Source organism: Myxococcus dinghuensis (assembly GCF_024198235.1).
In the GTDB taxonomy this organism is placed as follows: Bacteria; Myxococcota; Myxococcia; order Myxococcales; family Myxococcaceae; genus Myxococcus; species Myxococcus dinghuensis.
Map to the genome: position 1 here is coordinate 20,940 of NZ_JAKCFB010000027.1, position 14,772 is coordinate 35,711.

At 70.9% G+C, this 14,772-nt stretch carries 13 protein-coding genes; 10 read left to right on the forward strand and 3 right to left on the reverse strand.

Annotated elements, in window-relative coordinates; translation table 11 throughout:
• Window positions 1-38: 38 nt before the first annotated feature.
• From LZ198_RS28840 to LZ198_RS28860, 5 genes are all read left to right on the forward strand, one after another.
• Window positions 39-1,019, forward strand: coding sequence for an acyl-CoA dehydrogenase family protein (locus LZ198_RS28840; RefSeq protein WP_253975307.1), 981 nt, complete (start codon window positions 39-41; stop codon window positions 1,017-1,019).
• Between the two features lie 18 nt (window positions 1,020-1,037).
• On the forward strand, window positions 1,038-2,693 hold the full coding sequence (locus LZ198_RS28845) for an acyl-CoA ligase (AMP-forming), exosortase A system-associated (RefSeq protein WP_253975308.1): 1,656 nt from the start codon (window positions 1,038-1,040) through the stop codon (window positions 2,691-2,693).
• Window positions 2,694-2,735: 42 nt separating this feature from the next.
• Window positions 2,736-3,986 carry a pyridoxal-dependent decarboxylase, exosortase A system-associated gene (locus tag LZ198_RS28850; RefSeq protein WP_253975309.1) on the forward strand — a complete coding sequence of 417 codons (1,251 nt, stop codon included), beginning with the start codon at window positions 2,736-2,738 and terminating at the stop codon, window positions 3,984-3,986.
• A 125-nt stretch (window positions 3,987-4,111) separates the two neighbouring features.
• Window positions 4,112-5,389: an APC family permease gene (locus LZ198_RS28855; RefSeq protein ID WP_253975310.1), complete on the forward strand. Its 1,278-nt coding sequence runs from the start codon at window positions 4,112-4,114 to the stop codon at window positions 5,387-5,389.
• A gap of 83 nt (window positions 5,390-5,472) precedes the next feature.
• Complete coding sequence (locus LZ198_RS28860; RefSeq protein WP_253975311.1) at window positions 5,473-7,398, forward strand: pseudouridine synthase; 1,926 nt, start codon at window positions 5,473-5,475, stop codon at window positions 7,396-7,398.
• A gap of 12 nt (window positions 7,399-7,410) precedes the next feature.
• Here the strand turns inward: LZ198_RS28860 and LZ198_RS28865 are convergent, their stop codons facing one another.
• The 3 genes from LZ198_RS28865 to LZ198_RS28875 all read right to left on the reverse strand — a co-directional run bounded on the left by LZ198_RS28865 (window position 7,411) and on the right by LZ198_RS28875 (window position 9,530).
• Window positions 7,411-8,007: a 5' nucleotidase, NT5C type gene (locus LZ198_RS28865; protein WP_253975312.1), complete on the reverse strand. Its 597-nt coding sequence runs from the start codon at window positions 8,005-8,007 to the stop codon at window positions 7,411-7,413.
• A gap of 48 nt (window positions 8,008-8,055) precedes the next feature.
• Entirely contained in the window at window positions 8,056-8,853 is a 798-nt protein-coding gene (locus tag LZ198_RS28870; protein ID WP_256559990.1) for a class I SAM-dependent methyltransferase, read from the reverse strand.
• A gap of 113 nt (window positions 8,854-8,966) precedes the next feature.
• Window positions 8,967-9,530: a NifU family protein gene (locus tag LZ198_RS28875; RefSeq protein WP_253975314.1), complete on the reverse strand. Its 564-nt coding sequence runs from the start codon at window positions 9,528-9,530 to the stop codon at window positions 8,967-8,969.
• 200 nt (window positions 9,531-9,730) lie between these two features.
• Here LZ198_RS28875 and LZ198_RS28880 point away from each other — a divergent pair, with 200 nt between their 5' ends.
• The 5 genes from LZ198_RS28880 (at window position 9,731) to clpA (ending at window position 14,694) form a co-directional block, all read left to right on the forward strand.
• Complete coding sequence (locus tag LZ198_RS28880; RefSeq protein WP_253975315.1) at window positions 9,731-10,300, forward strand: DUF2378 family protein; 570 nt, start codon at window positions 9,731-9,733, stop codon at window positions 10,298-10,300.
• 47 nt (window positions 10,301-10,347) lie between these two features.
• Window positions 10,348-10,788, forward strand: coding sequence for a hypothetical protein (locus LZ198_RS28885; RefSeq protein WP_253975316.1), 441 nt, complete (start codon window positions 10,348-10,350; stop codon window positions 10,786-10,788).
• A 74-nt stretch (window positions 10,789-10,862) separates the two neighbouring features.
• A complete protein-coding gene (locus LZ198_RS28890) occupies window positions 10,863-12,023 on the forward strand; it encodes a GNAT family N-acetyltransferase (RefSeq protein ID WP_253975317.1) in 1,161 nt (386 codons plus the stop codon).
• A 43-nt stretch (window positions 12,024-12,066) separates the two neighbouring features.
• Window positions 12,067-12,390, forward strand: coding sequence for an ATP-dependent Clp protease adaptor ClpS (locus tag LZ198_RS28895; RefSeq protein WP_234069039.1), 324 nt, complete (start codon window positions 12,067-12,069; stop codon window positions 12,388-12,390).
• Between the two features lie 3 nt (window positions 12,391-12,393).
• A complete protein-coding gene (clpA, locus tag LZ198_RS28900) occupies window positions 12,394-14,694 on the forward strand; it encodes an ATP-dependent Clp protease ATP-binding subunit ClpA (RefSeq protein ID WP_253975318.1) in 2,301 nt (766 codons plus the stop codon).
• The last annotated feature ends 78 nt before the right edge of the window (window positions 14,695-14,772 follow it).

A 14,772-nucleotide genomic window follows, 5' to 3' on the forward strand; every position in this document is an offset into this window, starting at 1 on the left:
CGGACACGACGTGTTGAATGTCTTTCGTGGAGACACACGTGACTTCTCTCGATTCCTCTCCTTCGCCCGTGGACTTCCGGTGTGCGCCCGTCGTCGAGCCCTTCCTGGGGGCCGCTCGGCCCATCGCGTCCGCCATCCGTGACATCGGCGGCGCGGAGGCCGTCTCGCACATCCAGCAACTGGAGCTCGCGAGCGTGCTGCCGGAGCTGGAGCGCCGCGCCGACGCACCGGTGCTGCTGTTCCATCTGGCCGAGCTGCTCGGGCACGCGAACCTGGCGGCGGCGTGGCAGGGCCTCTCCGGCATCCCGGCTCGCGCGGCGGAGCTCCCGGCCTCCGTCGACCTCGCGGCCCTCCCCGACGCAACCGGGACGCGGTGGACGGCGTGGCTGCCCGTGGTCGACGCGGCCCGGCCTCCTTCTTTGGCGCTCGCGGGACCGCGAGGATGGGCACCGCTGCCCGCCCAGGGCCTCACCCACTCCCGCGTGAGCGGCCTGCTGGGCTTTGCTCGAGGCGAGGTGCTCACCTGGAGCACGGAGCCCTCCGTGACACCGGAGGAACTCGGCGTGCAATCGCTGGCACCGGAGTCCTGGTCCGCGCTGGTCCGCGCGCAGCTCGCGCTCCTGTCGGGCCTGCTGGTGGGAGCGACGCGCAGGCTCGTGGACGAGGCGTACGCCTACGCGAAGACGCGGCAGTCCGCGGGCAAGAGCATCAACCAACATCAGGCCGTCGCGCTGCGCCTGGCGGACCTGGCGCTGCACCAGGAGGCGCTCTCGCTGTATCTGACGGCGCGGGTGGAGGAGTGCCGGCCACCCGGGATGCGCGGCGGCCCCGAGTCCCTCAGCGCCGGCTATGTCGTCGAGCTGGCCTTCCGCATCGCCCGCGATGCCGTGCAGACGGCGGCGGGGCACGGCTACGTCGAAGGCCTGCCCTTCCGGCGCCTGTTCGAGCAGGTCCGAACCCTCACCGTCATGCTCCAAGGGACGAAGGCCGCCGCCGAGCCCGTGTCCCCCGTTCCCTGACTCCACCGAGGTGCCCCCATGCCCGCGCCCTTCCTCCTCCACCACCTCATCGACCTGTCGGCCGGGAGAACCCCGGACGCGGAGAGCCTGAAGCACCGAGGGCACTCCCTCACGTACGCGCAGCTGGCATCACTCCAGGACCGCGTGGCGCGCGGGCTGGAGCTGCTCGGGCTCGAGCGCTCCTCGCGCGTCGGCATCTACCTGTCGAAGTGCCACGAGGGGGTCGCCACCGCGTTCGGCGCGACGAAGGCGGGGCACTGCTTCGTCCCCATCAACCCGGTCCTCAAGGCCGCCCAGGTCGAGCACATCCTCCGCGACTGCGACGTGCGGGTGCTCGTCACCTCGCGTGAGCGTTACCTGGCGCTGAAGGAGACGCTGCCGGACTGCCCGTCGCTGCGCCGGGTCGTCCTGACCGCCGAGAGCTGCCCTCCCCAGCCCGAGGACGCGAAGTACTCGCTCGGGACCTGGGCTGAGTTCGTCGCGGACGAGGCCCCGCCCACCTCGCCCCGCATGGCGGACGTGGACATGGCGGCCATCCTCTACACGTCGGGCAGCACGGGGAAGCCCAAGGGCGTGGTCATCAGCCACCGCAACCTCGTGTCGGGCGCGGCGAGCGTCTCCACCTATCTGGAGAACCGCGCGGATGACCGGCTGCTGGCGGTGCTGCCGCTGTCGTTCGACGCCGGCTTCTCGCAGCTCACGACGGCGTTCACCGTGGGCGGCAGCGCGGTCCTCCTGGACTACACGATGCCCATGGAGGTGTTGAAGACGCTCGCGCGTGAGCGCATCACCGGGCTGACGGCGGTGCCTCCGCTGTACATCCAGTTGGCGGAGCTGGACTGGCCGGAGAAGCTCGACGAGCACCTGCGCTACTTCGCGAACACGGGCGGGAAGATGCCGCGCGAGACGCTCGCGCGGTTGCGAGCCCGCGTCCCGGCGGCGAAGCCCTACCTCATGTACGGCCTGACGGAGGCGTTCCGCTCCAGCTTCTTGCCGCCAGCGGAGGTGGACCGACGCCCGGACTCCATCGGGCGCGCCATCCCCAACCAGGAGCTGCTGGTGCTGCGGCCGGATGGGACCCCGTGCGAGCCGAACGAGCCGGGCGAGCTGGTCCACCGAGGGTCGACGGTCAGCCTCGGGTACTGGAACGACCCGGAGAAGACCGCGGAGCGCTTCCGCCTGCTGCCCCGGCGCATCCAGGGGCTGGTGCTGCCGGAGATGGCGGTGTTCTCCGGCGACACGGTGCAGATGGACGAGGAGGGGTTCCTCTACTTCATCGGACGCAACGACGAGATGCTCAAGTCCTCGGGCTATCGCATCAGCCCGGTCGAAATCGAGGAGGCCCTCTACTCGACGGGCCTCGTGGCGGAAGCGGCCGCCGTGGGCCTGCCGGACGAGCGGCTGGGCCATCGCATCGCGGTCATCCTGCAACCCCGGGAGCCCGCGAGCTTCAGCGCCGACGTGCTCCTGCGCGCGCTCCAGAAGTCGGTGCCGCCGTACATGGTCCCCCACCGCGTGGAGGTCCGACAGGCGAGCCTGCCTCGCAACGGCAACGGGAAGATCGACCGCAAGAGCCTCCTGAAGGAGCTGCTCGACATGGAGGCGGCGGGTCCCGCGCTCGCCGTTCCACCGGAGGCCGCCGCGAGCGTGGCCAGCCAGAGCCGCGCCCACTGACGTCCCCCTTCCGCGTCACGCGGCCCAGGAGCCATCCGCACCATGAAAGCAGCCGACGCCGTATCGAGCCCCCCCTCCGAGAGCGGGACCTGGAGCGACTGGCCCCAGGACACGCGAGGAGAGTTCCTCGTGGGAGGACAGCCGCTGTCCCAGGTGGTCGACGCCGCGGGGGGAACGCCCTGCTATCTCTATGACCGGCAGCGGCTCACCGACCGGGTCCGCCGGCTGCGCGGGGCGCTGTCGCCCGCCGTGCGCATCCACTACGCCATCAAGGCCAACCCCATGCCGGCGCTGGTCTGCCACATGGCGCGGCTGGTGGATGGGTTGGACGTGGCCTCCTCGGGTGAGCTGCGCGTCGCGCTCGACTCCGGCATGGCGCCCGAGCACATCAGCTTCGCGGGCCCCGGCAAGGGCGAGCACGAGCTGAAGCAGGCACACGCGGCGGGCATCCTCGTCAACGTCGAGTCCTTCCGCGACGTGCGGCTCCTGGCCGCGCTGTCCCGGGCGACGGGCCGGCCCGCGCGCGTCGCCATCCGGGCGAACCTGCCGTTCTCGCTCCGGGCCTCTGGCATGAAGATGACCGGCGGAGCGCAGCAGTTCGGCGTCGACGCCGAGCAGGTGCCGGAGCTCGTCGCCGAAATCCAGCGCGCGGGGTTGACGCTGGAGGGCTTCCACCTGTTCGCCGGCTCCCAGAACCTGCGCGCGGACGCCATCATCGAGGCGCAAGCGCGCAGTTGCGAGCTGGCCCTGGAGTGGACGGAGAAGCTGAAGGTCCCCTTGCGCTCGCTGAACCTGGGTGGCGGGTTCGGAATTCCCCACACGCCGAGCGACAAGCCGCTGGAGGTGGGCCCGGTGCTGGAGCACCTGAACACGCTGGCCGGGCGCGTGCGCGCGGAGCGACCGGAGACGGAGGTGGTCATCGAGCTGGGGCGCTACCTCGTGGGCGAGGCCGGCCTGTACGTGTGCCGCGTGCTCGACCGGAAGCTGTCGCGGGAGCAGGTGTTCCTCGTGACGGACGGCGGCATGCACCAGCACCTCGCCGCTTCCGGGAACTTCGGACAGGTGATTCGCAAGAACTACCCCGTGGCCGTCAACGGCGCGCCGACGGAGGCGGAGGTCGCGAGCGTCGTCGGCCCGCTGTGCACGCCGCTGGACCTGCTGGCGGACAAGGCGCGCCTGGGCGCGGCGAAGGAAGGGGACCTCGTCGTGGTCTTCCAATCAGGCGCCTACGGGCGCACCGCCAGCCCGCGAGACTTCCTGGGCCACCCGGAGCCCCGGGAGGCGCTCGTCTAGCTTGGGGTGGGCGAGCACGGCTCCCGGTGAATTCGCGGATTCATCGCGCCTGTGCTCCAGTGGGACCCTCCTCCCACACCCCTCCCATGACCACCGGAACCGACTCGACTCCCCAAGACCTGGGCATGCGGCGCGCCGTGTCGCGCTGGGAACTCGTAGGTTTCTCCATCAACGACGTCATCGGCAGTGGCGTCTACCTGCTGCCGGCGGCGGCCGCCGCGAACCTGGGCTCGGCCAGCACGGGCGCCGTGGTGCTCGCGGGGCTGGCGGTGTTGCTGCTCGTGCTCTGCTTCGCGGAGGCGGCCAGCTACTTCGACAAGCCCGGCAGTGCCTATCTCTACACGCGCGAGGCGTTCGGCGAGCTGGTGGGCTTCCAGGTCGGCTGGATGACGTGGCTGGCGCGTGTCTCCTCCGTGGCCTCGCTGTCCGTGGGCTTCTCCCGCGCGCTGGGGTTCTTGTGGCCGGGCGCGAACGAGGGCCTGGGTCAGGGGTTGGCCATCGCGCTGCCGCTGCTCGCGTTGACCGCCATCAACGTCGTGGGGGTGAAGGGTGGCGCGCGCACCGCCGTGTTCCTCGCCATCACCAAGACGGTGCCGCTGCTGGTGTTCATCGCCGTCGGCGTCTTCTTCGTGTCCGTGCCGCTGGCGACCTCCGTGACGCCCAGGGATGGCGGCAACCTGGGGTCCGCGGTGCTGCTGCTGCTGTTCGCCTACGCCGGCTTCGAGAACACGGCGGCGCCGGCCGGTGAGTTCAAGAACCCACGCCGCGACGTGCCGTTCGCGCTCGTGGTGCAGATTGGCATCGTCACGCTCATCTACACGGCGGTGCAGTGGGTGGCGCTGGGGACGTTGCCCGGGGTCGTGGACGCGAAGACGCCGCTCGCGGACGCCGCCATGCGGTTCCTCGGAAGTGGAGGTGGGCTCCTCATGACGGTGGGTGGGGTGCTCTCCATCCTCGGGACCAACAGCAACACCGTGCTCGCCGGGCCGCGCTACCTGTACGCGCTGGCGCAGGATGGCTTCGGCCCCGCGGCGCTCGCGACGCTGCACCCGCGCTACCGCACGCCGACCGTCGCCATCCTCGCGCAGACGGCCATCGCGCTGCCGCTGGCGTTCTCAGGCTCGTTCGAGGTGCTCGCCACGCTGTCCGTGGTGGCGCGGCTGGCCACGTACTTCGGCACGGCCGTGGCGGTGCCGGTGCTGCGCCGCAAGCTCCAGCAGCCCGCGAACGCGTTCCGGATTCCCGGGGGGCCGGTGATTCCCCTCGCCGCCGCCTCGCTGTGCGTCGTCTTCGCGCTGAGCGCGGAGCAGAAGAACCTCTTCGCCGGGGCCATCGCGCTCGCGGTGGGGTTCGTGTTGTACCGGTTCCAGCGCAGGCCGGCTGGGAAGGCGGCGCTCGGATAGCGCGGGGAGGGCTCGGCTCCTGGGCCACCCCCGTCGCCCGGGTTTCGTGCTAGCGGTGGGACGTGGACGCGCGCGTCACGCCAATGGAGTCGGAGCGGGACCTCCCCGATGACGCGGGGAGCCTGCCGAGTCCGTTCGACGAGCTGGGCCCCTCGGCCTTGGCTCGACGGGCGGCGGAGGTGCTCCAGGCGGATTTGCGGACGGGCCACATCGCGCCCGGGCTCTCCACGTCGCTCCTGGATGACGCCGAGGGCGGCAAGATGTTCGGCGTGCTGGTGGTGCGGCGACCGGAGGGTGGGCTCGGGTTCTTGCGCGCCTTTTCCGGGATGCTCGCCGGACGCTGGGACGTGGAGGGGTACGTCCCGCCGCTGTTCGACCGCGAGCTGCGCGAGCGACTGGAGCCCGAGGGCGAAGTCACGGTGAAGTCCCTCACCGTGCGCACGGAGGCAGCGAGGACCGCGACCGAGTACGTGGCACTGCGCGCGGAGAGCGAGGCCCTCGCGGAACGACAGGGCCAGGAGCTGGTCGCGCTGAAACAGAAGCACGAAGCCCGGCGACAGGAGCGCCACGCGCGTCGGGCGGCGCTGAAGGAATCAACCACGACGCCCCTGCCGGGTGCGCCGCGAGCAGAGGGGCCGCCGGTCTCTGCCCACTCGATGGGGCCTCGCGCCATGGTCGAGCGAGGGGGTTCCGGCCGCGCAAGCCACGAGGACACCGAGGAGGCGAATCAGCAAGGCCCCCACCCTCGCCCCAGCAGCGACGCCCAGCAACTGCGCGCAGCCGAGCGCCAAGGCCTCGCCCCCGAGCAGAGAGGCCCCTCTGGCGTCATGACAACGGAGCGGCTCGAGGCCGACCCGTCACGAGAGGACGACGCCCGGCAACGGCTCGCTGCCGCGCTCCACTCCCTCGACCAGGAGAGTCGAGGCGACAAGGCCGAGCGGCGTCGATTGGACGCGGCCCACGCGGACGAGCGTCAGCGCATCCACCCCAGGCTCGCGCGGCTGGAGCGACGCCTCCGCGCGCTGGAGCGCCTGCGCCACGCGGTGAGCCGCGCCCTCATGCGCCGCATCCACGACACGTACGAAGTCCCCAACGCGCGTGGAGCGCGCCGCCTCCTCCGCACCCTGTTCACACCAGGAGAGCCACCGTCCGGCGCCGCCGACTGCGCCGCGCCCAAGCTGCTCGCCCACGCCTACGCCCTGGGCCTGCGTCCCGTCGCGCTCGCGGAGTTCTGGTGGGGCGCGCCACCTCCCGCCGGAGGCCGCGTCTCCGGCGCGTTCTATCCCGCATGCCGCGACAAGTGCGGCCCCCTGCTCCCGTTCATGCTGGAGGGCCTGCACGTCGCGCCCCCACGCATCTTCACGCCGCCTCCGCCGCCCGCGCGGGACCTGCGAGTCCTCTTCGAGGACGCGTCCCTCGTCATCGTCGACAAGCCGCACGGCCTGCTGTCGGTCCCCGGCCGCGAGGCATCCCTGTCCGACTCCGTGCTCACCCGGCTGCGCGCCCGCCATCCGCGCGCCACGGGGCCGCTGCTCGTCCACCGACTGGACCTGGACACCTCGGGCCTGCTCGTCGCCGCGCTCGATGCCCGGACCCACGCCGCGCTCCAGCGCCAGTTCGAGCAGCGCCAGGTCCACAAACGCTATGTCGCCTGGCTCGAGGGCCGCGTCGAAGCGGAGCACGGCCGCATCGACCTCCCCATCCGCGTGGACCTGGACGACCGGCCCCGCCAGATTCACGACCCCGTCCACGGCAAGCCCGCCGTGACGGAGTGGCGCGTCCTCGAGCGTCGGGGCGCGCGCACCCGCGTGGCCTTCTTCCCGCACACGGGCCGGACGCACCAACTGCGCGTCCATGCCTCCCATCCGCTCGGGCTCGGAGCCCCCATCGTCGGAGACCGCCTCTACGGCCGCGAGGACGAGCGCCTCATGCTCCACGCGGAGTCGCTCACCTTCGAGCATCCGGAGACGGGCCGCCCCGTCACCTTCGAGTGCCCGGCTCCGTTCTGACGCGGCCTGGCCCTATTCCGCGCGACTCGCGGCCCGCGCGGCGGCGAGCACCGCCTCGAGCCGGACCCGCACCTGCGACAGGTTCGTGCCGTCGTAGCGGACCGCGTTCGGATGGGAGAAGCCCTCGTTCCACGGCTGCGCGGGGACGATGACGAGCCCCCGGGGACGCCACGTGAGCCAGCGCAGGATGTACTCCGGCCAGTCGTCCACGAGCACCTTCCCGTAGACCAATCCCTTGTCCATGGTGACGGTGACACGCGCGTCCGGCACGTGCTGCTGGCACCACTGGAGCTTCTCCGCCCACGCGTTCGTCGAATGGATGGGCCCCTTCGTGAGCACGTGCAGCTCGAACTCCAGGGCCCGCAGCTCCGCGAGCACGTCGAAGCCCGCCTGCCAGCGCTCCAGCCGCGTCCACCAACCCGGCTGGCTCCGGATGAGGTCCTGACGCGCCCGCATCCACGGCGTGTCATCCAGCTCCGCCCCGAGCGGAGGCTCGGACGGGCCTCGCAGCCGCTCCAAGTCCCGGAGCATCGCCCCCTGGTAGTCGCAGAGCGTCCCGTCCATGTCGACCAGCGCCACCAGCTCCGACCGCTTCACCGTCTCCGCCATGGCACCGTTCTACTCCAGGGCCTCCGGAGGAACACCGGAGGCCCCGCGTCACTCCACGGAGGTCGACGGCTCCTCGGCGGCCACCGGGGCCTCGGGGAGCACCTCCGCGGGCGCGCCGGCGACGAGCGCCGCGGGCTTCACGCCCAGCTCTCGCGTCAGCTTCGGACTCACGCCCGTCTCCGCCAGCAGCCGCTCCAACTGCACGCGGGCCCGCCGGTTCTCCCGGTGCACCCGGCGCGCCAGGATGAGCTCGTTCTTCAGCGAGTGCTCCCAGCCCGTCAGCTCCGTCACCGTCACCTGGTAGCCGAACGACTCCAGCGTGAGCGCCCGGATGACGTTGGTCAGGTGCGAGCCGAACTCGCGCCGGTGCCACGCGTGCGCGTACAACAGCGGCATCGAGCCGTGCCCCGCCTGCCGCCGCTCCTTGAGCTGGGCGGCGACCTCCGCCTGACAGCAGGGCACCACCGCCACGTGGTCCGCGCCGTGACGGATGGCCGCGAGGAGCGCGTCGTCCGTCGCCGTGTCACACGCGTGCAGGGCCATCAACAGGTGGATGCGTTCGGGGTACTCGGCCGCGTCGATGTGCGCGGTCTGGAACCGCATGCGCGAGAAGCCCAGCCGCTCGGCGCGGACCTTCGCCCGCTCCGTCAGCTCCGGCCGCCCCTCCACGGAGAGCAGCGTGCCCGCCTCCGCGTCCTTCAGGTACAGCTCGTAGAGCACGAACCCGAGGTACGCGTTGCCGCTGCCCGCATCCACCATGACCGGGGACGGGTGACGCGCGCGCACGTCCTCGACGGCCGGACGCAACAGCCCCATCAGGTGGTTGACCTGCTTGAGCTTGCGCAGCGCGTCCGCGTTGAGGTGGCCCTCGCGCGTCAGCAGGTGCAGCTCGCGCAGGAGGGCCTGGGACTGGTCCGGCAGGAGCTCCCGCCGGACCTGGGATGCCTTGACGTTGCGCCTCAGACGGACACCACCTCGAGAACCTCCGGGATGATCTCCCGCAGGCGCGACTCGATGCCCATCTTCAGCGTCGCCGTGGACGACGGGCAGCCAGCGCAGGAGCCCTTCATGTGCAGGTAGACGATGCCCTCCTCGAAGCGATCCAGGGTGATGTCGCCACCATCCATGGCCACCGCCGGGCGGATCTCCGCGTCCAGGATTTCGCGGACGCGCGCCTCCACCGAACCCCCGGCCTCCACCGCCACCTGACGCGCCGCGGCCACCGCCGCCTCGTCCACCACCGGCTCATTGGCGGTCAGGTGCGTGTCCAGCGTCTCCATCACCTGGTCGTTCAGCTCGTCCCACTCGCCCTCGTCGCCCTTGGTCACCGTCACGAAGTTGGTGCCGATCATCACCGCCGTCACGCCGCGCACGTCCATCAGCTTGCGGGCCAGCGGAGACTTCGCCTGGGCATCCTCCGGGTTCGTGATACTGACCGCGCCACCCGCCAACAGCCTCCGGTCCACCACGTACTTCAGTGTGCTCGGGTTGGGGGTCCATTCCAGCTGGATGTTCACCGACATGCAGATCTCCTCGGTCCTCTCCTGTAAGGCGCTCGCGGCCCCATAGCAACCCGAGCCTCGGGGAATCAAACGGCCCCGCGCCACCCCGTCACGTCCCGCGCAGGCGCACGGCGTCAAAACCGAGAAGACCTGTAATTCGCGGTCATTTCCGAACTTCGGTAAGGTGGGCGGACCTCCGCTCCCAGGGGAACACCCCTTCCATGGCCATCACGCCTCTGCGCCGTCCCGTCGAGCAGCCCCCACCCCTTCCCCGCGTGAGCAGCAGCGTGCTGGAGGGGCTGTTCGTGCGGGGCCTGAAGGCGGACGACCGGCTCCTGAGGGAGCTGGAGGCCCTGGGCTACGACGTGCGCCGGCCGGAGGTGGACTACCCGATTCCGGTGTGGCAGCGGGCGGTGACGCTGGCGCGCGAGCACGTCTTCGCGACCCTGGGCGACGAGGAGGCCTACCGGCAGTTGGGGCGCACCGTGGTGGAGGGCTTCGCGCAGACGCTGCTGGGGCGGGTGGCGGCGGTGGCGCTGCCCATGATTGGCCCGGCGCGCGCCATCGAGCGCATCCCCCGTTACCTGGGGATGATGGGCCGCCCGGACATCGAGGTGACGACCACCTCCGTGGGGGAGCGGGGCCGTCGCCTGACGCTCACGGACCGCTACAACCGGCCGGACCTCATGGCCGGTGGCCTGGAGCGGATGATGGAGCTGGCCAACGCCCAACCACGAATCACCGTGGAGGAGCGCAGCCCCGAGGGCTACCGTCTGCTCGTGCGCTGGTAGCCCACCGCCCGGTGGGTCGCAGTCCCCCGCCTTGGACGGAGCACCGCATGTCCTACCCTCCCCGACTCGCCCATCTCGCCACCCGCGCCGTGGTGGTGGCGAAGCTCGCTCCGACGTATGCCCAGGCGCACCGGCTCGACGAGGAGGAGGCGGCGCAGCGGCTCTCGTCCGCCCTGTCCGGTCGGATGCTCGGCTCGCTGCTGGAGGCGACGTGGACCACCCTGCTCGGGTCGACGAAGCGTCTGAAGGAGGACGGTCTGCTGGAGAAGGTGGCCACCACGCTGTCGGACCGGCCCCTGCGGCCCGGACGCGTGGCGCCCCTCACGCCCGCATGGAGCGCGTTCCTCGTGCTCGCAGACCTGGAGGCCGGCATCGCCAGTGACGCGGCCCGCCGGGTCATGGAGACCGACGATGGACGACGTCGCGGCGCCGAGGGACTGGCGGAGGCTGGACGCTTCCTCGCCGCCGAGCTGACTCGCGGAAGGTAGCGGCCGGCCGGCCATGGCAAGGGGGGCCCAGCATCGTTATAGGCTGCCGCCCAGCCCCGCCGCGCACGATGCCGATGTCCACCTCGCCGCACACCACCCTGCGCATCCTCCCCTCCATCCACGAGGTCCCCAGGGCCGCGTGGGATGGGCTCGTGGACGAGGCGGCCGTGCCCTTCCTGGAGTGGGCCTTCCTGGCGGCGCTGGAGGACAGCGGCAGCGCGGTGCCCGAGCACGGCTGGCACCCGCGCCACCTGACGCTGTGGCGCGGCCCCACGCTGGTCGCCGCCGCCCCCGCCTACATCAAGGACGACAGCCAGGGGGAGTTCGTCTTCGACACGCACTGGGCCACCGCCGCCGAGCGCGCCGGCGTGCGCTACTACCCGAAGCTGGTGGTGGCCGTGCCCTTCACCCCGGCCACCGGCCGCCGCGTGCTGGTGGCCCCGGGCGAGGACCGCGCCGCGCTCGAGGCGGAGCTCTACGCGGGCGCGCTGGAGTTCGCCCGCGCCGAACAGCTCTCCGGCATCCACGTGCTGTACCCCACCGAGGAGGAGCTGCCGGTGCTGGAGGCGCGCGGCTTCGCCATGCGCCTGGGCGTGCAGTACCAGTGGCGCAACGCCGGCTACCGCACGCTGGAGGACTTCCTCGCCCGCTTCCACGCCAAGCGCCGCAACCAGGTCCGCCGCGAGCTGCGCGCCCCCCAGGAGCAGGGCATCCACGTGCGCACCCTGCGCGGCGACGCGCTGGCGGACGTGGACCCGGACACCGTCTACCGTCTGTACGCCTCCACGGTGGACAAATACCCGTGGGGTTCCCGCCTGCTGACGCGGGACTTCTTCGCGCGGATGCTGTCCTCGTTCCGCCACCGCTGCGAGCTGGTGGAGGCCCGGCGCGGGGAGTGCCTCGTCGCCGGCGCGTTCAACTTCCGCGCGGCCCACGTGCTGTACGGCCGTTATTGGGGGTGCTTCGAGGAGCACCCCTTCCTGCACTTCAACGTCTGCCTGTATCACCCCGTGGCGGAGGGCATCGCCGGGGGCCTGTCGCGCTTCGAGCCGGGAGCGGGGGGCGAGCACAAGCTCACCCGGGGTTTCGAGCCCCAGCTCACGTATAGTGCCCACCTGCTCCTCCACCCGGGCCTCGAGCGGGCCGTGCGTGGCTTCCTGGAGCACGAGCGGGCGGCCGTCCGGGGTGGACTGCCACAGTGGCGGGCGGAGACGGGTTTCAAGGGAGAGGCATGAAACGACCTGCTCCCCTGGTCATCAAAGGGAGTCCGAGAACCCCATGTCGCAGAAGCACGAGCATGATGGCTCCGTCGTCACGGAGACCGTTCCCAAGCAGAAGCTCAAGAAGCCCCCGCTCTACAAGGTGCTTCTCCACAACGACAACTACACCACCCGCGAGTTCGTGGTCGCCGTGCTGAAGGAGGTCTTCCACAAGTCGGAGTCGGATGCTGTGCAGATCATGCTGCACGTTCATTACAACGGAGTCGGAGTGGCCGGCGTCTATACGTTCGAGGTCGCCGAGACGAAGCTCAAGACGGTGGAAGCCGCCGCGCGGGACAATGGGTTCCCGCTGCGGCTCTCCATGGAACCCGAGGAAGGCTGAACCGTGGCAGGACCCCTCATCGCCAAAGAGTTGCAGGCCAGCTTCCGCAGCGCCATGGACGAGGCGCGGAAGATGAGCCACGAGTACCTGACGCTGGAGCACCTGCTCCTGGCGCTCACCAAGGATTCCCGCACGCGCGAGGTGCTGAAGGCCTGTGGCGCCGACGTGAAGCGGCTCCAGGAGCGGCTGTCCAACTTCCTGGAGGAGACGGTCGAACGCCTGCCCGAAGGGGTGGAGGCCGACCCCCAGCAGACCATCGGCGTGGAGCGGGTGCTCCACCGCGCCGCCATGCACGCCCTGTCCGCCGAGCAGAAGCTCATCGACGGGGGCGACGTGCTGGTGGCCCTCTTCCGCGAGGAGGAGAGCCACGCGCTCTACCTGCTCCAGCAGGAGGGCGTCAGCCGGCTGGACCTGCTCAACTTCATCTCCCACGGCATCACCAAGGACGAGGACGGGGGGGGTGACGAGGGCGAGGCCAGCGAGGGCAAGCACGCGCACGCCGGGGACGACGAGGAAGGCGAGTCGCCGCGCAAGAGCCCGCTGGAGGCGTACACCACCCAGCTCAACATCGAGGCCAAGGAGGGTCGCATCGACCCGCTCATCGGCCGCGACAAGGAGCTGGAGCGCACCATCCAGGTGCTCTGCCGCCGCCGCAAGAACAACCCGCTCTACGTGGGCGAGGCGGGCGTGGGCAAGACGGCCATCGCGGAGGGCCTGGCGCTGTACATCCACGAGGGCCGGGTGCCGGAGGCGCTGAAGAACGCCGTCGTGTACTCGCTGGACATGGGCTCGTTGCTCGCGGGCACCAAGTTCCGGGGCCAGTTCGAGGAGCGGCTCAAGGGCGTGCTCAAGGCGCTCCAGGAGCAGAAGGACGCCATCCTCTTCATCGACGAGATCCACACCATCGTCGGCGCGGGCGCCACCAGCGGCGGCTCCATGGACGCGTCCAACCTGCTCAAGCCGGCCCTGGCCAGCGGGCGGCTGCGCTGCATCGGCTCCACGACGTACCAGGAGTACAAGTCCGCGTTCGAGCGGGACCGGGCGCTGTCGCGGCGCTTCCAGAAGATCGACGTGGCCGAGCCCTCCATCGAGGACACGGTGCTCATCCTGGAGGGGCTCAAGAGCCGCTACGAGGAGCACCACGGGGTGAAGTACACGCCGGAGGCCATCCGCGCGGCGGCGGAGCTGGCCGCCAAGCACATCAACGACCGGTTCCTGCCGGACAAGGCCATCGACGTGGTGGACGAGACGGGCGCGGCCGAGCGGCTCAAGCCCGAGGGCGTGCGCACCAACACCGTCACCGGCGCGGACGTGGAGATGGTGGTGGCGAAGATGGCGCGCATCCCCGCCAAGAGCGTGTCCGCCAGCGAGGGCGTGCAGTTGCAGAACCTGGACAAGGAGCTGCAGGGCGTCATCTTCGGACAGGACAAGGCCATCCAGGACCTGGTCAGCGCCATCAAGCTGGCGCGCTCCGGCCTGCGCGCGCCGGAGAAGCCCATCGGCTCGTTCCTCTTCTCCGGCCCCACGGGCGTGGGCAAGACGGAGCTGGCCAAGCAGCTGGCCCAGGCGCTGGGCGTGGAGTTCCTGCGCTACGACATGAGCGAGTACTCGGAGAAGCACACGGTGAGCCGGCTCATCGGCGCGCCGCCGGGCTACGTCGGCTTCGACCAGGGCGGCCTGCTCACGGACGCGGTGCGCAAGCACCCGTACGCCGTGGTGGTGCTGGATGAAATCGAGAAGGCCCACCCGGACCTCTTCAACATCCTGCTCCAGGTGATGGACCACGCGACGCTGACGGACAACAACGGCCGCAAGGCCGACTTCCGCAACGTCGTGCTCATCCTCACCACCAACGCGGGCGCCATGGAGATGAGCACGAAGACCATCGGCTTCGGCGACGCGGTGAAGCCCGCGGAGTCCAACCGGGCGAAGAAGGCCATCGAGCGCACCTTCACGCCGGAGTTCCGCAACCGGCTGGACGGGTGGATCCTCTTCTCCGGCCTGCCGCCGGAGGTCATCCTCAAGGTCGTGGACAAGGAGGTCCGCCTCCTCCAGAAGATGCTCGACGAGAAGAAGGTCACCCTGGAGCTGACGCCCGCGGCGCGCGCCTGGCTGGCGGAGAACGGCTACGACCCGGCCTTCGGCGCCCGCCCCATGGCCCGGCTCGTGGACAACTCGCTGAAGAAGCCGCTCGCGGAGGCGCTGCTCTTCGGCGACCTGAGGAACGGCGGCGTCGCCCGCTACGACGTCGGCCCGGAGGGGCTCGTGCTGAAGACGGAGCCCGCGCCCCAGGCCCAGGCCTAGGCCCCGAGGGCCGCCGCCAGTCGCTGGACACGACGAGGCCCCGATTCCCCTCACGGGAGTCGGGGCCTCGGTGTTTCA

Coding starts and splice junctions, on each gene's coding strand:
- LZ198_RS28855 (WP_253975310.1), top strand. CDS start 4,112: ATGCGGCGCGCCGTGTCGCGCTGGGAACTCGTAGGTTTCTCCATCAAC.
- LZ198_RS28885 (WP_253975316.1), top strand. CDS start 10,348: ATGTCCTACCCTCCCCGACTCGCCCATCTCGCCACCCGCGCCGTGGTG.
- LZ198_RS28860 (WP_253975311.1), top strand. CDS start 5,473: ATGGAGTCGGAGCGGGACCTCCCCGATGACGCGGGGAGCCTGCCGAGT.
- LZ198_RS28875 (WP_253975314.1), bottom strand. CDS start 9,530: ATGTCGGTGAACATCCAGCTGGAATGGACCCCCAACCCGAGCACACTG.
- LZ198_RS28895 (WP_234069039.1), top strand. CDS start 12,067: ATGTCGCAGAAGCACGAGCATGATGGCTCCGTCGTCACGGAGACCGTT.
- LZ198_RS28880 (WP_253975315.1), top strand. CDS start 9,731: ATGGCCATCACGCCTCTGCGCCGTCCCGTCGAGCAGCCCCCACCCCTT.
- LZ198_RS28850 (WP_253975309.1), top strand. CDS start 2,736: ATGAAAGCAGCCGACGCCGTATCGAGCCCCCCCTCCGAGAGCGGGACC.
- LZ198_RS28890 (WP_253975317.1), top strand. CDS start 10,863: ATGTCCACCTCGCCGCACACCACCCTGCGCATCCTCCCCTCCATCCAC.
- LZ198_RS28865 (WP_253975312.1), bottom strand. CDS start 8,007: ATGGCGGAGACGGTGAAGCGGTCGGAGCTGGTGGCGCTGGTCGACATG.
- LZ198_RS28845 (WP_253975308.1), top strand. CDS start 1,038: ATGCCCGCGCCCTTCCTCCTCCACCACCTCATCGACCTGTCGGCCGGG.